The sequence below is a fragment of the Amycolatopsis sp. NPDC104587 genome, assembly GCF_055583645.1.
In genome coordinates, this window is the sequence record NZ_JBVJNO010000005.1 from 382,408 (window position 1) to 403,312 (window position 20,905).

Genomic DNA, 20,905 nt, shown 5'->3' on the forward strand with positions numbered 1-20,905 from the left:
CCTTCACGGCGCGCCCAGCAGCCGGCCGAGCCCGCCCGCCGACGGCCCGGTCAGCAGGCTCAGCATCCCCGGCAGCTGCGACTGCGCCGGCGCCGACGCCGGCTGCGAAGGCGCGGCCGGGATCGCCGGCGGCTTGCCCGCGTACGGCGCGTTCTGCGAGCCGCGCACCCCCGTCGGGCTGCCCGGCGGCTCCGCGCAGTACGCGTTCATGTTCACCGGCGCCTCGGAAGTGTCATTCGCCGGACGCTGCTTTGTGCTTTCGTAGCCCTTCGTGCACGAAGCCGGGTCGAAGAAGTTCAGCACCACACCGAGGTGACCCGTGCCGTCCGGGGACGTCGACGGCGAGAACGCCGAGATGATCGGGTACGCCACCAGCAGTTCCTCGACCGAGTCCTGCCGTGACGACGTGATCTGCGCCGTGGTCAGCAGGTTCGCGAACAGCACCCCGAGATCGGTGCCGGACGCGGCGAGCACGTCGCTGATCTGACGGCTCAGCTTCGGCGCCTCCGCGATCACGCGCCGCAGGTCCGGGTCGGACGTCTTGAGCCGGCCCGAAATCGTGCGGAGCCCGGAGGCGAAGTCGGTGATGTTCGCCGCCTGCCGCTGCTGGGTGTCCAGCACGATCCGCGAGTTCGCGAGCAGCCCCTGCGTCTGCGGGACGTACTGCGCGGCCGCCGCCGTCAACGACCCCGTGCTGTCCAGCAGCTGCTGCAGCTCGGGCCCGGAACCGGCGAACGCGTTGTACGTCTCGTCGACGACCGTCCGCAGCGACTCCGGGTGCACACTCGCGACCAGGTCGTCGAGGTGGGTCAGCACGGTGTCCGGCGACGGCGGCAGCGACGTCTTGTCGGTGGTGATCACCGATCCGTCCTTCAGGAACGGCCCGCCGTCGTGCAGGGGCAGCAGGTCGACGAACTGCTCCCCCACCGCCGACCGGTTCGCCACCTGCGCGTGCGCGTCGGCCGGGATGTCCGGTGCGCCGGCGTCGATGTCGAGGGCGACGTCGACGCCGTGCTCGGTGAGCGTCATGCCCGTCACCCGGCCGACCGTGACCCCGCGGTAGGCGACCTCGGAGTTGACGAAGACCCCGCCGGAGTCGGTCAGCTGCGCCGTGACGACGTAGCCGCGGTTGCCGAAGAGCCGGTCCAGCCCGGCGTACCGGCCGCCGGCGTAGACGACCGAGACCACGGCGATGACGACAAACGCGATCAGCTGGATCCGGATCTTTCGGGTGGTCACTTGCCACCCCCGATCAGGCCGAGCAGCCCGCCCAGGAGGTTCGGGCCCGCCTGCTGCGGACCCGAGCCGAGGTCGGGCAGCGGCAACGGCGGCGCGAGCGCGGACGGCTGCCCGGACGGCAGCGCGATCGGCGGCTGCGACGAGTTGGTGAAGTTCTGGATCAGCGTGTCCAGGTCGAGGTTCACGTTCGCCTCGACGTTCGCGTAGTCCCCCTTGATCACGTTGCCCGCGTAGTCCGGGAACGGGTAGGTCAGCAGGATCTGCAGCGCCTTCGGCAGGTTCGAGCCGGCCTCGCCCAGCTTGGTCAGCGACGGCTGCAGCGCCTTGAGGTTCGCGACGAGCTGGTCACGGCTCTTCGTGACCGTGTCCACGGCGACGCCCGACAACGAGTTCAGCGCGTTCAGCATCCCCACGAGCTGGTCACGCTGGTCGGTGACGACCTTCAGGCCCGGCGCGAGGTTGTCGAGTGCGTTCGACAGGTTCTGCGTCTGCCCCGTCAACGTCCGGGACAGCTTCCCGAGCCCGTCGATCGCCCGCAGGATCTCGGTCCGGTGCCCGTCGAGCTGCGTCGCGAGATCGTCCACCCGGGACAGCAGCGCGCGGATCTCCGGCTCGTTGCCGGACAGCGCGTCGTTGAGCTCGTGGCTGATCTTCTGGATCTGCTCGACGCCGCCGCCGTTGAGCAGCAGGGAAAGCGCGCCGAGCACCTCCTCGACCTCGGGGTTGCGGTTGGTGCGCCCGAGCGGGATCCGCGCGCCGTCGCCCAGCCGACCGGACGCCGGTTCGGCCGTCGGCACGCTCAGCTCGACGAACTTCTCGCCCAGCAGCGAAGACTGCTTGAGTTCGGCGTGCGCGTTGGCCGGCAGCGCGATGTCGCCGTTCACGGTCATCGCCACCTGCGCGGACCTCGTGTCCGGCGTCAGGGTGATCTTGTCGACCCGCCCGACCGCGACGTCGTTGACCTTCACACTCGACTGCGGCACCAGGTCCAGCACGTCGGTGAACAACGCCGTGACGTGGTACGGGTGGTCGCCGACGTCGGCGCCGCCCGGCAGCGGCGTGCCGTAGAGGCCGTTGAACCCGCCGTCGCTGCAGGCCGCCAGCACGAGCACCCCGGCGAGCACTCCCGCGAGCCGCTTCACTTCGCACCGCCGGAAAGCTGTTCCATCACGTCGACGAGCGGGAGCGGCAACGGTGGCAAGGTGCCGTTCTGCAGGGAGTTCAGCACCTGCGGGATCGTCGGCAGCTTCAGGGCGCCGTCGAGGATCGGCGCGAGCTGCTTGCAGATGTTCCCCAGTGTGTCGGGGATCTGCTTCGGGGTGCCCGCGCTGATCAGGCGGCACACGGTGAGGATCGGTGGGTTGGTGAGCTCGTTCAGGTTGTCGCGGACGGCGATGGTGCCCGACGCGGCGTCGTAGGAGTTGATGAAGTTCGTCGCGCCGGTCGGGGCGATGTCGAGCACCTCGGCCAGCGCGGCACGCTGGTCGACCAGGACCTTCGACAGCGACGCCAGCTTGTCCACATTGGACTCCAGCGCGCCCTTGTTGTCGTTGACGAACTGCTGGACGTCGCCGAGCGCCCCGCCGAGGGACTGCAGCGCCGCCCCGACGTCGGATGAGTCCGCGGCGAGGAACTGGCTCACGTCGGCGACGCGCCCGTAGAACTCGTTGAGCTGCTGGTCGCTCTGGGCCAGCGCGCCGGTGAAGGAGTTGAGGTTCTGCACGGTCGAGAACAGGTCGTCCTTCGAGCCGTCCAACGTCTTCGCGAGGCCGGCGAGCTGCCCGACCGTCGAGTTCAGCGAAGCGCCGTTGCCCTTCAACGCGCCGGCGGCGGTGTCCAGGACGCCGGACAGCGCGCCGTCCTTGTTGGCGCCGTTGGGGCCCAAAGCCGTCGACAGCTTGTCCAGGCTGGAGTACAGGTCGTCCAGCTCCACCGGCGTCGCCGTGCGGTCGCGCGGCAGGACCGTCCCGGTCGCCAGCGTCGGGCCGCTGTCGTACGCGGGCGTCAGCTGGACGTACCGGTCGCTGACCAGGCTCGGCGCGACGACCACCGCGCCGACGTCGGCGGGCAGCTCCGCGGAATCGACCTGCATGTCCACGCGCACCGCGTCCCCGGCCGGCGTGACGTCGGTGACCTGCCCGACCGGCACGCCGAGCACCCGCACCGACGAACCCGCGTAGAGCCCGACGGTCTTGCCGAAGTAGGCGGACAACGTGGTGCCGGTGGAGGCGCGGAACACCAGCCAGAGCCCGGCGGTGACGACAAGCGCCAGGACACAGGCGAACGCCAGCCACGTCACCAGGCTGCGGCCGCGGTAGGTGCGGATGGTCATCGGCCGCCCACCCCCTGGTTCGGCGCCGCGATCGGCGGGGTGCAGCCTTCGGGGTTGATGGACAGCCCGGCCGCGGTGATCGTCGGCGGCAGGAGCCCGCACAGGTACCCCTCGAACCAGCGGCCGTTGCCGGTGGCGTTCGCGCCGACGCGGGCGAACGGCGCCATCAGCGCCAGGCTCTGGTCGAGGTTGCCCTGGTTGCGCTGCAGGATGTCGGTCACCTTCCCGAGCTTGTCCAGCGTCGGCTTCAGCTGCGCGCGGTTGTCCTGGACCAGCCCGGTCAGCTGCTGCGAGAGCTGCTGGGTGCCGGTGAGCAGGGCGTGGATCGCGGTCTTGCGGTTCTGCAGCTCGGTGAGCAGCAGGTTGCCGTCGCTGATCACGCGTTGGAGCTGCGCGTTGCGGTCGGACAGCGTCTTCGACACCTGGCTCGTGTTCGCCAGCAGGGTGTGCAGGTCGTTGTCGCGGGAGGACACCGTGCGCGCCAACGACGACAGCCCGTTCAGCGTGTCCTTCAGGTACTGCGGGCTGTCCTTGAGGCTGTCGGACAACGCGGTGAAGCTGTCGGCCAGCTGCTGGGTGTTGATGTCGCCGACCGTCGTCGACAGCTGCTCGAAGGCGTCCTGCAGCTGGAACGGCGTGCGGGTGCGGGCCTGCGGGATCGTCGTGTCCGGCTCCTGCGCGCCGCCGCCCTTCGGGTCGAGCGCGAGGTACTTCTCCCCTAGCAGCGTCTTGATCTCGATAGATGCCGTCGTCGCGTCCCCGACCCGGACGTCCTTGACGCGGAAACGGACCAGCACCTGTTTCCCGGCCAGCGCCACCGACGACACCGTGCCGACCTTCACGCCGGCGACCTCGACCTCGTTGTCCGGGGCCAGCCCGGCGGACTCGCCGAAGTAGGCCGAGTACGTCGTGCCGTTGCCGAAGAACGGGAGCTGGTCGGAGAAGTACGTCGTGGCCGTGACGAGCACGATCAGCACGAGCGCGACCGCGCCGACCGCGGCCTGGTTGCGATCCTTCAGCCGTTTCACGGACCACACCTCTCCGCGCGTTGCGTGCCGGGGATCGGGATGATCGGCAGGGTGATGTCGAGCGAGGAAATGCCGATGGTGCCGGTGATCCCGCACAGGTAGTAGTTGAACCAGCTGCCGTAGGACAGGGTCCGGGTGAACTTCTGGAGGTTGCCCGGCAGCACCTCCAGCAGGTGGTTGAGCAGCTCGCCCGAGTCGCCGAGGTTCTGCGACAGCACACCGAGCTGCGCGACGTCGTCCTTGAGCGCCGGGCGCGCGTCGGCGAGCAGGCCGGTGGTCGACACGGCGAGGTCGCCGAGCGCGGTCACCGCGTCGCCGATCGGCTTGCGCTGCTCGGCCAGGCCGCTGACCAGCTTCTGCGTCTGCTCGATGAGGTCGCCGAGCTGCGGGCCGTGCGCGTTCACCGTGCCGAGGACCGTGTTGAGGTTCGTGATGACCTGCCCGATCACCTGGTCCTTGCTCGCGATCGCCGTGGTGAGCGACGCGGTGTGCTGCAGCAGGCTGGTGATCGTGCCGCCCTCGCCCTGGAAGACGCTGATGATCTCGGCCGAGAGCTGGTTGACGTCCTTGGGGCTCAGGGCCTTGAACAGCGGCTTGAAGCCGTTGAACAACACGGTGAGGTTCAACGCGGGCTTGGTGCGCTCGGGCGGGATCGTGCCGCCGTCCGGCAGCGCCTTGTCGCCGGGGACGTCGGTGCCGAGCGCGAGATACCGCTGCCCGACCAGGTTGCGGTACTTGATCGTCGCGGTCACCGACTCCGGCAGCCGGTAGGCCTGCTCGACGTCGAACCGCACCTGGGCGAGGTTCCGGTCCCCTTCGACGACCTCGATCGTGTCGACCTGGCCGACCTTGACCCCGGCGATGCGGACGTCGTCGCCTTCCTTGAGGCCGGACGCGTCGGTGAACTTCGCCAGGTAGCCCGAAGTCTCGCCGAAGTTGGTGTTCGCGATGGTGGCCGCGAGAACGCCGGTGAGCAGCACGGTGACAACGGCGAATACGCCGAGCTTGATGAGCGACGGGACGAAGCTCCTCACTTCAGCTCCACCTCCGCTCCGCGGTAGAGCGGCCCGACCAGCAGCCCCGCCCAGCCGGGCACCTGGTCCGGCAACGCGCCGAGCGCCGGGGACGCGAGCAGCGCGATCAGGTCCGACTCGTCGGCCGAGCCGACGATGCTGCCGGAAGAGCCGAGGGCGCCACCGCCCGCCGGCAGTGACTCGGGCGGCGACTTCGGCGGCGGGGGCTTGCTGGAGCCGTCCTTGATCGCGCCGTCCGGCGGGTACTGCGGCCACACGCCCGGCTTGGGGACCGACGGGTAGCAGCGCGGCCCGCGCTTGTCCTCGTACTTGGGCTCGTCGACGCCGGGGAGGTACTTGCCGCGGCTCGCGGCGAACTCGATGGTGACCCGGCTGACCTCGGGGTGCGCGGTGCCCTTGCCGAAGGCCAGCTCCGCGCGCGGCACCGACTCCGCGAGCTGCCGCATCAGGCACGGGTACTCGGGCGCGTACTTGGCGAGCACGTCCAGCGTCGGCTGGACGGCCGTGGTGAGCCGGATCAGGTTGTCCTTGTTGACCTGCAGGAAGTTCGTCAGGTCGACCGAAGCCGCGGTGACCGTCGCGTAGAGGTCGCCGAGCTGGGCGCGCTGGTCGACGATCGTGCGGCTCGTCGTCGTCAGGTCGGACAACGCCTGCAGCAAGTCAGGCGCGGCCTTGTCGTAGGTGTTCGCGACGTTCGCCAGGCCGGTGATGTCGGCCTTGACGTCCGGGAGCGACGGGTTCAGCTTGCCGAGGTAGTCCGACAGCTGCACCAGTGTCTGGCCGAGCTGCTTGCCCCGGCCGTCGAGCGCGGTCGACACCGCGGTGAGCGTGCTCGCCAGCTTCTCCGGCTGGACGGCCTGCAGCAGCGGCATCACGTCGTCGAGCACCTTCTGGAGCTCGATCGCCGTGCTGCTGCGGTCCTGCGGGATGACGTCGCCGGCCTTGATCGCGCCCTGCGACGTCTCGGGAAGCTGCAGTGAGACGTACCGCTCGCCGAAGAGCGTCTTCGGCAGCAGCCGCGCCGAGACGTTCTTCGGGATCACGCTCGTCTTGTCCGGGTCGAGGGCCAGCTCCAGCTCGGCGTGGTCGCCCTTCGCCAGCACCGACCGGACTTCGCCGACGAGCATGCCGCGGACCTTGACGTCGCCGCCGGTGCGCAGCTGGCTGCCGACGTGGTCGGTTTCCAGCTTCACGAGCGTCACCGGCGTGAAGGCCTTCTGGTAGACGGCGAGGGTGAAGGCGATGAACAGCGCGGCGACGAGCAGGAAGGCCAGCCCCAGCACCTGGTACCGGAGCCGCTGCCAGAGCTCGCGCCTCATCCCGAGATCCTCACCGTGGTGTTGGCGCCCCAGATCGCGAGGGACAGGAAGAAGTCGAGCACCGAGATCAGCACGATCGACGTCCGCACCGCGCGGCCCACCGCCACGCCGACCCCGGCCGGGCCGCCGCTGGCGGTGAAGCCGTAATAACAATGGGAAAGGATCACGAGCACGCTGAAGACGATCACCTTCCCGAACGACCAGAGGACGTCGCCGGGAGGCAAGAAGAGCGTGAAGTAGTGGTCGTAGGTGCCGGCGGACTGGCCGTAGAGCCAGATGGTGATCTGCCGGGACGCGAGGTAGCTCGACAGCAGGCCGACCGCGTACAGCGGGATCACCGCGGCGACCCCGGCCAGCACCCGCGTCGTCACCAGGTACGGCATGCTCGGCACGCCCATGACCTCGAGGGCGTCGATCTCCTCGGAGATCCGCATCGCCCCGAGCTGCGCGGTGAACCCGCAGCCGACCGTCGCGCTCAGCGCGAGCCCGGCCGACAGCGGCGCGACCTCGCGCGTGTTGAAGTAGGCGGAGATGAACCCGGTGAGCGCGGCCGTGCCGAGCTGGTTGAGCGCGGAGTAGCCCTGGAGGCCGACGATCAGGCCGGTGAAGAGCGTCATCCCGATCATCACGCCGAGCGTGCCGCCGATGACCGCGAGCCCGCCGGTGCCGAAGCAGACCTCGGTGAGCAGCCGCAGCGTTTCCCGGCTGTAGCGGCGGAGCGTGCGCGGGGACCAGGCGAGCGCCTTCGCCGCGAAGGCGAGCTGTTTGCCGAGGCCTTCCAGGCTCTGCCCGGGACGCGCGATGTACTCGAGCGTCCGGTCGCGTTCGAGGGGTTCCGCCGTCATCACATGGCCTTCGGTGGGACGATCCGCAGGTAGATCGCGGTGAGCACCACGTTGATCAGGAACAGCAGCAGGAACGTGATCACGACGGCCTGGTTGACGGCGTCGCCGACGCCCTTCGGACCGGGCGGCGGGTTCAGCCCGCGGAACGCCGCGACCACACCCGCGACGAAGCCGTACAGCAGCGCCTTGATCTCACTGACCCAGAGGTCGGGCACCTGCGCCAGCGCGTTGAAGCTGGCCAGGTACGCGCCGGGCGTGCCGCCCTGCAGGACGACGTTGAAGAAGTACCCGCCGAGCACGCCGACCACGCTGACCAAGCCGTTCAACAGCACCGAAACGACCATCGCGGCGAGCACGCGCGGCACGATCAGGCGCTGGATCGGGTTGACGCCGAGGACCTCCATGGCGTCGATCTCTTCGCGGATCTTGCGCGCGCCGATGTCCGCGCAGACCGCGCTGCCCCCGGCGCCCGCGACGAGCAACGCCGTGATCAGCGGGCTCGCCTGCTGCACGATGGCCAGCGCGCTGGCCGCGCCGGTGAACGACTGGGCGCCGATCTGCGCGGTCAGCGAACCGAGCTGCAACGCGATCACCGCGCCGAACGGGATGGCCACCAGCGCGGTCGGCAGGATCGTGACGCTGGCGAAGAACCAGCACTGCTGGATCCACTCGCGGGCCTGGAACGGGCGCTTGAAGATCGCGCGCAGGACCTCCCACGACAGCGTCGCGAGACGCCCGACCTGGGTCAGGGCCGCGGTTCCCGGGAGCGTGCCCGTGCTCTCGCTCACCACACCTCCCAGTAGGTCGTCGCTGACCTCCGAGTCTTCTCCACACCCGGTGCCCGATTTACGTTAGCGGTGTTAACTGATCGTTTTTCAGAAGCTCAGGTTGAGGGCGTGCGACGCCGTGGCGCCGCCGTCCGCCACGAACTCCGAACCCGTGGAGTACGCGCTTTCGTCACTGGCGAGGAACAGCACCAGTTTCGCCACGTCCCCGGGCTGCCCGACCCGCCCGAGGGGGACCTTCTTCCCGACGTACGACATGTCGACTTTCTGCCCACCCGCGGCGGTCTCGACCATCTGCGTGTCGATCGCGCCGGGGTGGACGGAGTTGACGCGGATGTGCTTCTTCCCGAGCTCCATCGCCGCGACCTTGGTCATCCCGCGGATCGCGAACTTGCTCGCGGTGTAGGCGATCAGGTACGGCATCCCGGCCAGACCCTCCACAGAGGACACGTTGACGATGGAGCCACCGCCGGCGGCGGTCATCGGTTCAACGACCGAGCGCATCCCGAGAAACGCCCCGATCTGGTTCACCCGGATAACGCGTTCGTAATCGGCCAGCGTCGTCTTGCCCAGCTCGGAGAAATGGAGGATGCCCGCGTTGTTGACCAGCACGTTCAGCGCGCCGAACTCCGTGGTCGCCCGGTCGATCGCGGCCGCCCAGTCGTCCTCGCTGCCGACGTCTAGATGCTGGTAGACGGCGCTCTCGCCGAGGTCGGCGGCGAGCTGCTTGCCCTCGTCGTCGAGGATGTCGGCGAGCAGCACCTTCGCACCTTCGGCAACGAACGCGCGTGCGGCGGCCTCACCTTGGCCGCGCGCGGCCCCGGTGATCAGGGCGATCTTTCCCGCAAGCCTCACGGCTCCTCCAAGATCTCGGTGGCGGCGAACATCCGGGCGGGGTCGCGCTCGGCGAAGTACGCGCTGACGGTCGTGTCGAGCTCGTCGAGGCTCCAGCGCTGCTCGATCCGGGGCGCCGCGACCAGCGAGACCGCGCCGCCGTGCACGATGAAGACCTGGCCGTTGACGTGCTCGGCCGCCGGCGAGGCGAGGTAGGCGACAAACGGGGCGACGTGCTCGACCGAGAGCGGATCGGCGCCTTCGGCAGGGGCGGCGCCGAACACGCCCTCGGTCATCGCCGTCCGCGCGCGCGGGCAGATCGCGTTGGCGCGGACGCCGTACTTGGCCAGGCCGCGGGCGGCCGACATGGTGAGCGCGGTGATGCCGGCCTTCGCCGCGGCGTAGTTGGGCTGGCCGGGCGAGCCGATCAGGAAGGCCTCCGACGCGGTGTTGACCAGCCGCCCGTACACCGGTTTCCCGTCCTCTTTGGACTTGTCGCGCCAGTGCTTCGCGGCGTTGCGGGACAACAGGAAGTGGCCGCGCAGGTGGACGCGCAGCACGGTGTCCCAGTCGTCGTCCGACATCGAGAACAGCATCTTGTCGCGCAGCACACCGGCGTTGTTCACGACGATGTCGAGCCCGCCGAGGTCGAGCGCGGCCCGGGTGAGGGCGTCCGCGGTGGCGCGTTCGCCGACGTCCCCGGCGACCGCGACGGCCTTGCCACCAGCGGCTTCGATCTCTTCGACGACGTCCTTCGGCTCGCCGATGTCGTTGACGACGACCGTGGCGCCCCGCGCGGCCAAGGCGAGCGCTTCGGCCCGTCCCAGCCCGGCGGCGGCACCCGTGACGATCGCTGTCCTGCCGGTCAGGCTCACGCAAGGCCTCCTCGTCGAGTCCCGGATCTCGCGCCTACACTAGAATCTGTTCTCGTTCTGGGCAAGCCCTTCAGTAAACGGTGCTAACCCGTGATGAACAGGGCGTTCTTCGGGCAGCCCTTGACTGCGTCGGAAACACGTTCCACCTGGTCGGCGGGCACTTCGCCGGGCTTGATGACCAGCTCCTCGTCGTCGTCGAGGTCGAAGACGTCCGGGGCGAACCCCACGCACACCGCGTTCGCCTCGCAGAGCGAGCGGTCGACGTCGATCTCCATGCTTCCTCCGCCGCGTGAGTCCTGGTACAACTAGAACAGGTTCTACTATAACGCCGGATCGAGGTGACGGGTGCGGATCGACTACACGGCCGAGCAGCGGGCACTGGCCGCGGAGCTCCGGGAGTACTTCGCCGAGCTGATGACGCCCGAGCGGCGGGACAGCCTCCGCGCGGGTGACGAGTACGGCGACGGCGTCGCGTACAAGGAAATCGTGCGGCAGCTGGGGAAGGACGGCTGGCTGGCGCTCGGCTGGCCGCCGGAGTACGGCGGGCAGGGCCGGCCGATGCTCGACCAGCTCATCTTCACCGACGAGGCCGCGATCGCCGGGGTGCCGGTCCCGTTCCTCACGGTGAACACCGTCGGGCCGACCATCATGCGCTACGGCACCGACGAGCAGAAGGCGTTCTACCTGCCGAAGATCGCCGCCGGCGAGCTGCACTTCTCGATCGGCTACTCCGAGCCGGAGGCGGGCACCGACCTCGCGTCGCTGAAGACACGCGCGGTGCGCGACGGCGACGAGTACGTCGTCACCGGCCAGAAGATGTGGACGAGCCTGATCGAGTACGCCGACTACGTCTGGCTCGCGGTCCGGACCGATCCCGACGCGAAGAAGCACCGGGGCCTGTCGATGCTGATCGTGCCGACGTCGGCGCCCGGGTTCTCCTGGACCAAGGTGCGCACCGTGGCGGGCGCGGGGACCAGCGCGACCTACTACGACGAGGTGCGCGTGCCGGTGTCGGCGCGCGTCGCCGAGGAGAACGCGGGCTGGCCGCTGATCACCAACCAGCTCAACCACGAGCGGGTCGCGCTGACGTCGTCGGCGCCGGTTCGCAAGGCGCTTTCCGACGTGCTGGCGTGGGCGAAGGAGACCGGCGCGATCGACCAGGAATGGGTGCGGGTGCACCTCGCGCGGGTGCACGCCGGCGCGGAGTACCTGAAGCTGCGGAACTGGCGGATCGCCTGGGCGGCCGCGGCGAGCGAGCTCGGGCCGGCCGAGGCGTCGGCGACGAAGGTGTACGGCACGGAGTTCGCGATCGAGGCCTACCGGCTGCTGATGGAGGTGCTCGGCGAAGCGGCCGTCGTCCGCGACGGCTCGCCGGGCGCGCTGCTGGCCGGCCGGATCGAGCGGCTGCACCGCTCGGCGCTGATCCTCACCTTCGGCGGCGGCACCAACGAGATCCAGCGGGACATGATCGCCGCGACCGCCCTCGGCCTGCCCGTCACGCGCTAGGAGCGTCCAGTGGACTTCACCCCTTCCGAAGCGTCGGCCGACCTCGCCGCGCTGACCCGGCGGATCCTCGCCGACAAGGCCACTCACGACCCGCACGGCACCGGCGGCTTCGACGCTCCACTGTGGACAGCGCTGGGCCAAGCGGGCGTGCTGGACGCGGCCCTGCCGTCGTCCCTCGGCGGCGGCGGGTTCGGGCTGCTGGAGCAGTGCGCGGTGCTCACCGAGATCGGCCGCGCGGTGGCCGCGGTCCCGTACCTGACGTCGATCACGATGGCGGCGTCGGCGCTGGCCGAGTTCGGCACGCCGGAGCTGGTGGACCGCTGGGTGCTGCCGGTGCTGCGAGGTGCGCGGGTGCTCACGGTGGCTTTGTCCGGCTTCACCGCTTCGGACGGCCGGGTGTCCGGGTCCCGGTCCGCGGTGCCGTTCGCCGCGTTCGCCGACGGTTTCCTCGTGGCGGCGTCCGGCGAGGTCTTCCTGGTCGACGCGGCCGCGCCCGGGGTGACGGTGCGGCCGCAGCAGACGACCGACCACGCGGACGCGGCTCTGCTGGAGCTGTCCGGGGTGCCGGGGACTTCGCTGGGCGACATCGGCGAATGGCTGCGGCTGCGCGGGACGGTCGGGGTGTGCGCGCAGCAGCTCGGCGTGGTCGAGCGGGCGCTGGAGCTGACGGCGGCGTACGCGGCCGAGCGCAAGCAGTTCGACCACGTCATCGGCGGCTTCCAGGCGGTCCGCCAGCGCCTCGCGGACGCCTACGTCGACGTCGAAGCCGTGCGGCTGACGTCCCTGCAGGCGGCGTGGCGGCTGGCGTCCGATCTCCCGTCGGCGGAGGCGGTGGCGACGGCGAAGTTCTGGGCGGCGGAGGCCGGGCACCGGGTGGCCCACACGACGGTCCACGTCCACGGCGGCGTCGGCATCGACGTCGACCACGTGGTGCACCGGTACTTCACGGCGGCGAAGCGCCTGGAGTTCCTGCTGGGCTCGGCGACTCCGCAGCTCCTGGCCCTCGGCGACGAGCTGGCCGCGGGCTGAGCGCTACTTCGCGGCGTAGGTCCAGAACTCGCGCATCAGCGGGGTCGGCTCCGGGTTGGTCATCTCGACCTGCGTGAGCAGGACCGTGGCCGTGCCGGTCGCCGGGACCACGTGCCAGGCCGTGCCGGCGCCGCCGATCCAGCCGTAGCGGCCCGGGACCTCCCACGGCCGCGTCGCCTCGACGTCGACCGAGCCGCCGTACCCCCAGCCCTGGCCCTGCAGGAACGTCCGCCCGGCTTCGCGCTGGGCCGGGGTCAGGTGGTCGGTCGTCATCCGGTGCACCGACTCGCGAGTCAGCAGCCGGTGGTCGCCGGCGCCCCCCTCGGCCAGCAGGAACCGGGCGAACGTGAGCAGGTCGTCGGCCGTCGAAACGAGCCCCGCCGCACCAGAGGGGAACAACGGCCGGCTGCTCCACCGGCCCTCCGGCGAGTCGATCAGGCGCAGGCCCTCCTCGCCGGGGCGGTACGCGCTGGTGAACCGGCCCAGCGCCGCGGTCGGCACGGTGAACCCGGTGTCGGCCATGCCCAGCGGCTCGAACAGCCGCTCCGCCAGGAACTCCGGCAGCGGCCGGCCCGACACCCGGGAGATCAGCACACCCTGGATGGCCGAGCCGGTGCCGTAGAGCCACCCCTCCCCCGGCTGGTGCAGCAGCGGCACCTGCGCCAGCGCGGCCGTCCACTGGTCCGGTGTCAGGTCGCGCGGCGCCGCCGCCGGGTGGCCCAGCACCTGCAGCAGCAGGTCGACCGCGGGCAGCGTCATGTCCGCCGCGAAGCCGTACCCACAGCGGAACGTGAGCAGGTCGGCCACCGTGATCGGGCGGACGGCGGGCACCACGTCGTCGACCGGCCCGGCCGGCGTCCGCACGACCACCGGCGACGCGAGCTCCGGCAGCCAGCGCGCGACCGGGTCGTCGAGCGCGAGCTCACCCTCGTCGACGAGCAGCAGGACCGCCGCCGCGACGATCGGCTTGGTCAGCGAAGCGATGCGGAACACCGAGTCCCGCGCCATCGGCACGGTGCCTTCGGCGTCGGCGGAGCCCACGACCGCCACCTCGACCTGGCCGCCGCGCGCGACGAGGGCCACCGCGCCGGGCACGTCCGCCGCGTGCTGCTTCAGCAGTTCGGTCAGCATCGCTTCAGTCCAGGGGGTTGATGGCGCGCAGGCGCCGCGGGCCGGTGTCGGGCCGCGACGGGGGCGGGCCCAGGACGAGCCGGGCGTTGGCGACAAAAGCGCCGTCCGGCGAGGCCAGGATCGGGTCCAGCACCAGCGACCGCACCTCCGGGTTGTCCTCGGCCAGCGCGGCGACCCGCAGCACCATGTCCTGCAGCGCGGCGAGGTCGGCGGGCTCGTCACCGCGGTAGCCGGTGAGCAGCGGCGCCGTCCGCGGCTCGCGCAGCAGCGTGGCCGCGTCGACGTCGGTGAGCGGCACCGCCCGGTAGGCGCGGTCCCCCAGCAGCGTGCTGACCAGGCCGGACAGCCCGAACGACACGAGCGTGCCGAACGACGGGTCGTCCTGCAGCCCGATCACGCACGACAGGCCCTTCGGGGCCATCCGCTGGACGTACACGTCGTCGTCATCGGAGATCTCGCGCAGCGTCCGGTAGGCCGTGCGCACGGAGTCTTCGGAGGCCAGGTCGAGCCGCACGCCGGCCAGGTCCGGGCGGCCGCGCAGGCGTTCGTCGACCGCCTTGAGCGTCACCGGGTACCCCAGCTCGGCCGCCACGGCGACCGCGTCGTCCACTGTGGACACCACCCGGAAGGGCACGACGTCGACGCCGTAACAGCCCAGCAGCCGCACGACGTCGGTGTCGGAGAGCAGCGTCGTCTTGCCGCTCTCGCTTTCCAGCAGCTCGCGGACGATCACCTGCGCCTGCTCGGTGTGGATCCCCGGCGGTGTCACGAGCGTGCCCTGCGGCCGCTGTCGCCACGCCGCGTACCGGACGACCCGGGCCAGGGCGTTCACCGCGCGTTCCGGGCTCGGGTACGACGGGATCGAACCGCGCGTCGGCACGCCGTCGCCGCTCGACACGGCCAGCTCGGCCGGCACACCTTCGGCCGCGAGGAACGTCGAGACGATCGGCTTGCGCTGCCCGAGTTCGACGACGGTTTCGCGCAGGGCGCGCGCGTAGGCGGTGCCGGGGATCGCCACCGGCGGCGCGAACACGACGACCAGCGCGTCGGTGTCCGGCGAGGTGAGCGCTTCGCCGACGGCCTTGGCGAAGTCCTCCGGCCCGGCCTGCGGCCCGACGTCCACCGGGTCCGACGCCAGCCGCAGCCCCTGCATCCGCGCGGTGTCGGCGGCCAGCAGCCCGATCGCGCTGGAGTTGCCGACGATCGCGACCCGCGGCCCGGCCGGCAGCGGCTGGTGGGCGAACACGAGCGCGGTGTCGAACAGCTGCGCCAGCGACTCGACGCGCACCACGCCCGCCTGCTCGAACAGCGCCTGGACGCTGGCCTCGTCGATCTCCGTCGACGTCGCCGCGAGCTGCGGGCGGACCGCGTGCCGCCCGGACTTCACCGCGACGATCGGCTTCGTCCGCGCGAGCCGCCGGGCCAGCCGCGCGAACTTGCGCGGGTTGCCGAACGACTCGAGGTACAGCAGCACGAGGTCGGTGTCCGGGTCGGTTTCCCAGTACTGGAGCAGGTCGTTGCCGGAGACGTCGGCGCGGTTGCCGGCCGAGACGAACGTCGAGAGGCCGAGGCCGCGCGCCTCGGCGTCGGCGAGGATCGCCGTGCCCAGCGCGCCGGACTGGCAGAAGAACCCGGTGCGCCCCCGGGCCGGCAGCCGCGGCGCGAGGGTGGCGTTGAGGCGGACGTCCGGGGCGGTGTTCAGCACGCCGAGCGCGTTCGGGCCGACCACGCGCATGCCGTGCGCCCGCGCCTCGCCGACCAGCCGCAGCTCGGCGTGCAGGCCGTGCGGCCCGGCCTCGGCGAAGCCGCTGGAGAGGATCAGCAGCGTCTTGACGCCCTTCGCCAGGCAAGCGTCCAAAACGGACTCGACGGCCTCCGCGGGCACCGCGACGACGGCCAGGTCGACCGGGTCCGGGATGTCCAGCACCGACGGGTACGCGCGGACGCCGCGGATCGAGCGGTGCTCCGGGTTGACCGGGTAGACGGTGCCGGTGAACGCGGCGGCCAGCAGGTTCACGAACGCGACGTGACCGACCTTGCCCGGCTCGGCCGACGCGCCGATCACCGCGACCGACGTCGGGTGCAGCAGGTTGTGCACGCTGCGCGCCTCGGCGGCCTGCTCCCGCGAGCGCGCCACGGCGAGGGACTCCTCGGTCGGGTCGATGTCGAACTCCAGGTGCAGCACGCCTTCCTCGATCTCGCGGCTGACCTGGTAACCGGCGTCGCGGAAGACCCGCACCATGGCGGCGTTCTCGGCGAGCACCTCGGCGGTGAACCGGCGCAGCCCGCACTCCGACGCCGCCGCGGCGAGGTGCTCCAGGAGGATCGAGCCGAGCCCGCGGCCCTGGTGCGCGTCGCTGACGACAAAGGCGACTTCGGCCGACGGCCCGTGGTCGAGCCGTTCGTACCGCCCGACCGCGACGATGTCGTCGCCCAGGAACGCGGCGAACGCGACCCGGTCGTGGTGGTCGACGGTCGAGAAGCGCTTGAGGTCCTTCTCGGGAATGCGCGGGTAGGCGCCGAAGTAGCGGAAGTAGCGCGTGCGCTCGGAAAGCTTGCCGTGGAAGGCGACGAGCCCGTCGGCGTCGCTGGGCACGATCGGGCGCAGGTGGACGGTGCCGCCGTCGGACAGCACGACGTCGGCCTCCCACGCGTGGGGGTAGTCGAAGGGGTCCCGGCCGGCCATGGTCAGTCCCTGGGGTCGTCCGGATCGAGGCCGTGCAAGGGGAAGACGGCCCGGCGCGTGTCCCGGACGGCGACGTCGACCGGGTCGTCCGCACCGTCGCCCCACGGCTTGAACTCCGTGTCGCGGTCGTCGGTCATCGCGGCCGGCAGCTCGGCGTTCGGCGCGGCCTTGGTGACGGTCGAGACCCAGCCGGGCGGCAACGGCGTCGCCGGGGCGACGTCCCGGTCGAGCACCGTCGCGATCAGGTGCGTCCACGACCGCGGGACGACCCGGATCAGCTGGTACCCGCCCCCGCCGACGGCGATCCACTTGCCGCCCGCGTACGTCTGCGCGAGGTCGCGGAGAGTGCGGTAGATGGTCCGGTGGCCGTCGACGCTGAGCGAGAGGTCGGCCAGCGGGTCCTCTTCGTGCGAGTCGACGCCGCACTGGGTGAACAGCAGCTGCGGCTCGAAGTCCGCGAGCAGCGAAGGGACAACGGCGGTGAAGGCCCTCAGCCACCCCGGGTCCCGCGTACCCGGCGGCAGCGGGAGGTTGACCGCGGTGCCCTCGGCCTTCCCGCGGCCGGTCTCGGCGGAGTAGCCCGTGCCCGGCCAGAGCGTGAAGGGGTGCTGGTGCATCGAGATCGTCAGGACGCGCGGGTCGTCGTAGAAGGCGGCCTGGACACCGTCGCCGTGGTGGACGTCGGTGTCGATGTAGGCGATCCGCTCGAAACCGTGGTCGAGCAGCCACGAGATGGCGACCGCGCAGTCGTTGTAGACGCAGAACCCGGACGCCCGGTCCCGCATGGCGTGGTGCAGGCCGCCGGCGATGTTGACCGCCCGCGTCGCCTCGCCCTCGGCGATCTTGCGGGCGGCCAGCAGCGTCGAGCCGACGACCAGGGCGGAGGCGTCGTGCATGTCGGAGAAGACGGGGTTGTCGGCGGTCCCGAGCCCGTGCCCGACGTCCCACCCGACCAGCGGCGCCTCCCGCACGGCGGCGAGGTACTCGGGAGCGTGGATCCGGAGGAGCTCCTCGTCGCCGGCCGCGGTCGGGACCAGCAGCTCGACGTCGTCGAGCACGCCGAGCTCGGTGGCCAGCCGGACGGTGAGCTCCAGCCGGACGGGGTTGAACGGGTGCTCCCCGCCCAGGTCGTAACCCAGCAGGGCGGGATCCCACACGACAGCCGGCACCATACCGCCCGACTGTAGTGCCGATCGCCGGAGATCGTGGAGTCGAAGCGCCCCTGGCGCTCAGCCCGGCAGGGTGCCCGTGGCCGCCGGACGCTCCGGGTCCCGGGACCAGTGCGACCACGAGCCCGCGTACAGGCCGGCGCCCGCGTGGCCGGCCAGCTCCAGCGCGAGCACGACCGAGCCGGCCATGACGCCGGAGCCGCAGTACGCCCCGACCGGCTCGCCCGGGCGCAGCCCCAGCCCGGCGAACCGCTCCGCCAGCTCGGCCGGGGTCCGCCATCGGCCGTCCTCACCGACGTGGCCGGCGAACGGCGCGTTCACCGCACCCGGGATGTGCCCGGCCCGGGGGTCGACCGGCTCGGTCTCCCCCGCGTAGCGCGGTGTCGCCCGGGCGTCGAGCAGCAGGCCGTCGCGGGCCAGGGCCGCGGCCTCGTCGGCGTCGAGCACCGGCATCCCGCCCGGCCGGACGATGAGGTCGCCCGGCTCCGGCCGCGCCGGCTCCGTGCTCACCGGCCGCCCTTCCGAAGTCCACGCTGCGTAACCGCCGTCGAGGACCGCGACCTCGTCGTGGCCGGCCCAGCGCAGCAGCCACCACGCCCGGGCCGCCACGGACCCGTCGGCGTCGTCGTGGACGACCACCGGCGCGCCCGCCCGGACCCCGGCCGCGCGCAGGTCGCGCTGCAGGTCGGCGGGGTCGGGCAGCGGGTGCCTGCCGCCCTCGCCCGGCGCCCCGGCGAGCACCCGGTCGAGGTCGACGAACCCCGCGCCGGGCAGGTGCCCCTCCCGGTAGGACTCGGCGCCGGGCGGCCCGGCGAGCCGCCAGCGGACGTCGAGGACGACGGGCCGGTCACCCGCCGGCCCGGCGAGCGCGGTGGCGAGGTCGGTGGTGCTGATCAGCGGACGCATGCCTCCCATCTTCCAGCGGCTGCCCAGGCGGCCGCGCCGGGGTGCGGGCATATCCCCCACCGGCGGGTTGTCACCGATCTGGCCGAAATCAGGCGGAACCGGCGGTGGCCGCCGGTCTGATCGGTAACCGTCGGCGCGGTATCCGCACGGCCCCCCGCCTCTGCCGGGGCCAACGACTACGATGAGCAACGCGGACGAAGGGGACAGCGTGAACGATCTCATCGACACCACCGAGATGTACTTGCGTACGATCTACGAGCTCGAAGAAGAGGGTGTCGTCCCGCTGCGCGCCCGCATCGCCGAGCGCCTGCAGCAGAGCGGCCCCACCGTGAGCCAGACCGTCGCCCGCATGGAGCGCGACGGGCTGGTCGTGGTGGCCGACGACCGGCACCTCCAGCTGACCGACCACGGCCGTGAACTGGCCATCGCGGTGATGCGCAAGCACCGCCTGGCCGAGCGCCTCCTCGTCGACGTCATCGGGCTCGAGTGGGAACACGTCCACAACGAGGCCTGCCGCTGGGAACACGTGATGAGCGAGGCCGTCGAGCGCAAGCTGGTCAAGCTGCTCGACCACCCGACCACCTCCCCCTACGGCAACCCGATCCCCGGGCTGGACAAGCTGGGCGACGGCGACCCCGCCCCGCCCGCCGAGGCCGACCTCGTCCGGCTGGACGAGTTCGCCCGCACCGGCGGCGGCCGGGTCGAGATCCGGCGCATCGCCGAGCATGTCCAGCTGGACGAGTCGCTGATGACCGAGCTCAAGTCGGTCGGGATCGTGCCGGGCGGCACGGTCACCATCGGCAAGGGCAACGGCGCCACCATCGAGGTCACCGGCGGGGACACCACCGCCCTGGTCGCCAGCTCCGCGCTGCACGCCGTCCTGGCGCAGGCCAGGTGAGCCCGGCTTCGGAGGCCGCGGCCGCGTTCCGCACCGTGCACGGCGCCGAGCCGGCCGGGGTCTGGTCGGCGCCCGGGCGGGTCAACCTGATCGGCGAGCACACCGACTACAACGACGGCTTCGTGCTGCCGTTCGCCCTGCCGCACCGCCTGGCCGCGGCGGCGTCGCCCCGCGAGGACGGCGTGCTGTCCGTGGCCACCCTGGGCGACGACGGCCAGCTCCAGCGCTCCGGCGAGCTCAAGATCGCCGACCTGGCGCCGGGCCGGGTCGAGGGGTGGGCCGCGTACCCGGCCGGGGTCGCCTGGGTGCTGCGCGACCAGGGCTTCACGGCCGGCGCGAACCTGGTCATCGCCGGGGACGTGCCGTCCGGGGCGGGGTTGTCCTCCTCCCACGCGCTCGAGTGCGCGGTGTCGCTGGCGTTGCTCGGCCTGGCCGGGCTGGAGCTCGACGGAACCGGCGAGCGCGTCCCCGCCCGGCCCGAGGTGGCCCGGTGGGTGCAGCGCTCGGAGAACGACTTCGTCGGCGCGCCGACCGGCCTGCTCGACCAGACGGCGTCCCTCTGCTGCACCGAGTCGCACGTGCTGTTCCTCGACGTCCGGTCGGGCGAGCAGGAGCAGGTGCCCTTCGGCCTGGCCGAGGCCGGGCTGCAGGTGCTGATCATGGACACCCGCACGAAGCACTCGCACGCCGAAGGCGGGTACGGCGAGCGCCGGCGCGGCACCGAACGGGCGGCCGAGCTGCTCGGGGTGAAGGCGCTGCGCGACGTCACCGTCGAGGGCCTGGCCGAGGCCCTCGACCGGCTGCCGGACGAGCTGGCGCCGCTGGTGCGGCACGTGGTCACCGAGAACCAGCGGGTGCTCGAGGTGGTCGCGCTGCTCCGCGCCGGGCGGCTGGCCGAGATCGGGCCGTACCTGGACGCCTCGCACGTCAGCATGCGTGACGACTACCGGATCTCCACGGCCGAGCTGGACCTCGCGGTCGACTCGGCCCGCGAGGCCGGGGCCCTCGGCTCCCGGATGACCGGCGGCGGGTTCGGCGGCTCGGCGATCGCGCTGGTCCGCGACGCCGACCTCGACGGTGTCAAGGCGGCTGTCGAAGCGGCGTACGAGAAGGCCGGTTACCGGCGGCCGCGGATGTTCACCGCCGTCCCCTCCCGCGGCGCCGGGCGCGACGAGCTCTGAGGCCGCGGGGGTCCCCGTGGGGGACCCCGCCCACACACCCGAGTAGCCCCAGGGGCAGACTGTTGCGCACCCGCCACCCCGATAGGGCAACAGCGACGTGCTGGAGCA

At 71.7% G+C, this 20,905-nt stretch carries 19 protein-coding genes; 4 read left to right on the plus strand and 15 right to left on the minus strand.

Going from position 1 to position 20,905, the window contains the following annotated elements; translation table 11 throughout:
• Nucleotides 1–3: 3 nt before the first annotated feature.
• The 11 genes from ACZ61C_RS17305 to ACZ61C_RS17355 all read right to left on the minus strand — a co-directional run bounded on the left by ACZ61C_RS17305 (nt 4) and on the right by ACZ61C_RS17355 (nt 10,566).
• Nucleotides 4–1,239, minus strand: coding sequence for an MCE family protein (locus ACZ61C_RS17305; RefSeq protein WP_465307726.1), 1,236 nt, complete (start codon nt 1,237–1,239; stop codon nt 4–6).
• On the minus strand, nt 1,236–2,381 hold the full coding sequence (locus tag ACZ61C_RS17310; protein WP_465307728.1) for an MCE family protein: 1,146 nt from the start codon (nt 2,379–2,381) through the stop codon (nt 1,236–1,238). The genes ACZ61C_RS17305 and ACZ61C_RS17310 overlap by 4 nt, the downstream gene beginning before the upstream one ends.
• The gene (locus tag ACZ61C_RS17315; protein ID WP_465307730.1) at nt 2,378–3,571 is read right to left on the minus strand and encodes an MCE family protein; all 1,194 of its coding nucleotides are present in this window, start codon (nt 3,569–3,571) and stop codon (nt 2,378–2,380) included. Before ACZ61C_RS17315 ends, ACZ61C_RS17310 begins: the two co-directional genes overlap by 4 nt.
• A complete protein-coding gene (locus tag ACZ61C_RS17320) occupies nt 3,568–4,599 on the minus strand; it encodes an MlaD family protein (protein ID WP_465307732.1) in 1,032 nt (343 codons plus the stop codon). The genes ACZ61C_RS17315 and ACZ61C_RS17320 overlap by 4 nt, the downstream gene beginning before the upstream one ends.
• Nucleotides 4,596–5,633: an MCE family protein gene (locus tag ACZ61C_RS17325; RefSeq protein ID WP_465307734.1), complete on the minus strand. Its 1,038-nt coding sequence runs from the start codon at nt 5,631–5,633 to the stop codon at nt 4,596–4,598. The genes ACZ61C_RS17320 and ACZ61C_RS17325 overlap by 4 nt, the downstream gene beginning before the upstream one ends.
• Nucleotides 5,630–6,952, minus strand: coding sequence for an MCE family protein (locus tag ACZ61C_RS17330; protein ID WP_465307736.1), 1,323 nt, complete (start codon nt 6,950–6,952; stop codon nt 5,630–5,632). Before ACZ61C_RS17330 ends, ACZ61C_RS17325 begins: the two co-directional genes overlap by 4 nt.
• Nucleotides 6,949–7,797 (minus strand): MlaE family ABC transporter permease, encoded by an 849-nt coding sequence (locus tag ACZ61C_RS17335; RefSeq protein ID WP_465307738.1) that lies wholly within the window; start codon nt 7,795–7,797, stop codon nt 6,949–6,951. Before ACZ61C_RS17335 ends, ACZ61C_RS17330 begins: the two co-directional genes overlap by 4 nt.
• Complete coding sequence (locus ACZ61C_RS17340) at nt 7,797–8,585, minus strand: MlaE family ABC transporter permease (protein ID WP_086674213.1); 789 nt, start codon at nt 8,583–8,585, stop codon at nt 7,797–7,799. Before ACZ61C_RS17340 ends, ACZ61C_RS17335 begins: the two co-directional genes overlap by 1 nt.
• 87 nt (nt 8,586–8,672) lie before the next feature.
• On the minus strand, nt 8,673–9,437 hold the full coding sequence (locus ACZ61C_RS17345; protein WP_465307740.1) for a glucose 1-dehydrogenase: 765 nt from the start codon (nt 9,435–9,437) through the stop codon (nt 8,673–8,675).
• A complete protein-coding gene (locus ACZ61C_RS17350; RefSeq protein ID WP_465307742.1) occupies nt 9,434–10,291 on the minus strand; it encodes a 3-oxoacyl-ACP reductase in 858 nt (285 codons plus the stop codon). The genes ACZ61C_RS17345 and ACZ61C_RS17350 overlap by 4 nt, the downstream gene beginning before the upstream one ends.
• An 83-nt stretch (nt 10,292–10,374) precedes the next feature.
• On the minus strand, nt 10,375–10,566 hold the full coding sequence (locus ACZ61C_RS17355) for a ferredoxin (protein WP_465307744.1): 192 nt from the start codon (nt 10,564–10,566) through the stop codon (nt 10,375–10,377).
• Between the two features lie 70 nt (nt 10,567–10,636).
• On the opposite strand from ACZ61C_RS17355, the gene ACZ61C_RS17360 reads away from it, so the two are divergent.
• Together ACZ61C_RS17360 and ACZ61C_RS17365 are read left to right on the plus strand one after the other, a co-directional pair.
• A complete protein-coding gene (locus ACZ61C_RS17360) occupies nt 10,637–11,797 on the plus strand; it encodes an acyl-CoA dehydrogenase family protein (protein WP_465307746.1) in 1,161 nt (386 codons plus the stop codon).
• A gap of 9 nt (nt 11,798–11,806) precedes the next feature.
• Nucleotides 11,807–12,826: an acyl-CoA dehydrogenase family protein gene (locus ACZ61C_RS17365; RefSeq protein WP_465307748.1), complete on the plus strand. Its 1,020-nt coding sequence runs from the start codon at nt 11,807–11,809 to the stop codon at nt 12,824–12,826.
• 3 nt (nt 12,827–12,829) lie between these two features.
• On the opposite strand, the gene ACZ61C_RS17370 is transcribed toward ACZ61C_RS17365, so the two are convergent.
• From ACZ61C_RS17370 to ACZ61C_RS17385, 4 genes are read right to left on the minus strand one after another with little or no spacing between them, the layout of a single operon-like run.
• Nucleotides 12,830–13,957: a serine hydrolase domain-containing protein gene (locus ACZ61C_RS17370; protein WP_465307750.1), complete on the minus strand. Its 1,128-nt coding sequence runs from the start codon at nt 13,955–13,957 to the stop codon at nt 12,830–12,832.
• 4 nt (nt 13,958–13,961) lie between these two features.
• Entirely contained in the window at nt 13,962–16,643 is a 2,682-nt protein-coding gene (locus ACZ61C_RS17375) for a bifunctional acetate--CoA ligase family protein/GNAT family N-acetyltransferase (RefSeq protein ID WP_465307752.1), read from the minus strand.
• Between the two features lie 2 nt (nt 16,644–16,645).
• Complete coding sequence (locus tag ACZ61C_RS17380; RefSeq protein ID WP_465307754.1) at nt 16,646–17,815, minus strand: acetoin utilization protein AcuC; 1,170 nt, start codon at nt 17,813–17,815, stop codon at nt 16,646–16,648.
• A 57-nt stretch (nt 17,816–17,872) separates the two neighbouring features.
• Entirely contained in the window at nt 17,873–18,718 is an 846-nt protein-coding gene (locus tag ACZ61C_RS17385) for a sulfurtransferase (RefSeq protein WP_465307756.1), read from the minus strand.
• Between the two features lie 181 nt (nt 18,719–18,899).
• Here ACZ61C_RS17385 and ACZ61C_RS17390 point away from each other — a divergent pair, with 181 nt between their 5' ends.
• Both ACZ61C_RS17390 and galK read left to right on the plus strand, forming a co-directional pair.
• Entirely contained in the window at nt 18,900–19,616 is a 717-nt protein-coding gene (locus ACZ61C_RS17390) for a metal-dependent transcriptional regulator (RefSeq protein WP_465307758.1), read from the plus strand.
• Nucleotides 19,613–20,797, plus strand: a complete 1,185-nt coding sequence (gene galK, locus ACZ61C_RS17395; RefSeq protein ID WP_465307760.1) for a galactokinase — start codon at nt 19,613–19,615, stop codon at nt 20,795–20,797. The genes ACZ61C_RS17390 and galK overlap by 4 nt, the downstream gene beginning before the upstream one ends.
• Nucleotides 20,798–20,905 lie beyond the last annotated feature (108 nt).

What these genes read in the sequence shown, in the direction of transcription:
- ACZ61C_RS17315 (WP_465307730.1), bottom strand. Translation starts at nt 3,571, where the DNA reads ATGACCATCCGCACCTACCGCGGCCGCAGCCTGGTGACGTGGCTGGCG.
- ACZ61C_RS17330 (WP_465307736.1), bottom strand. Translation starts at nt 6,952, where the DNA reads ATGAGGCGCGAGCTCTGGCAGCGGCTCCGGTACCAGGTGCTGGGGCTG.
- ACZ61C_RS17335 (WP_465307738.1), bottom strand. Translation starts at nt 7,797, where the DNA reads ATGACGGCGGAACCCCTCGAACGCGACCGGACGCTCGAGTACATCGCG.
- ACZ61C_RS17355 (WP_465307744.1), bottom strand. Translation starts at nt 10,566, where the DNA reads ATGGAGATCGACGTCGACCGCTCGCTCTGCGAGGCGAACGCGGTGTGC.
- ACZ61C_RS17370 (WP_465307750.1), bottom strand. Translation starts at nt 13,957, where the DNA reads ATGCTGACCGAACTGCTGAAGCAGCACGCGGCGGACGTGCCCGGCGCG.
- ACZ61C_RS17375 (WP_465307752.1), bottom strand. Translation starts at nt 16,643, where the DNA reads ATGGCCGGCCGGGACCCCTTCGACTACCCCCACGCGTGGGAGGCCGAC.
- ACZ61C_RS17380 (WP_465307754.1), bottom strand. Translation starts at nt 17,815, where the DNA reads ATGGTGCCGGCTGTCGTGTGGGATCCCGCCCTGCTGGGTTACGACCTG.
- ACZ61C_RS17385 (WP_465307756.1), bottom strand. Translation starts at nt 18,718, where the DNA reads ATGCGTCCGCTGATCAGCACCACCGACCTCGCCACCGCGCTCGCCGGG.
- ACZ61C_RS17390 (WP_465307758.1), top strand. Translation starts at nt 18,900, where the DNA reads ATGAGCAACGCGGACGAAGGGGACAGCGTGAACGATCTCATCGACACC.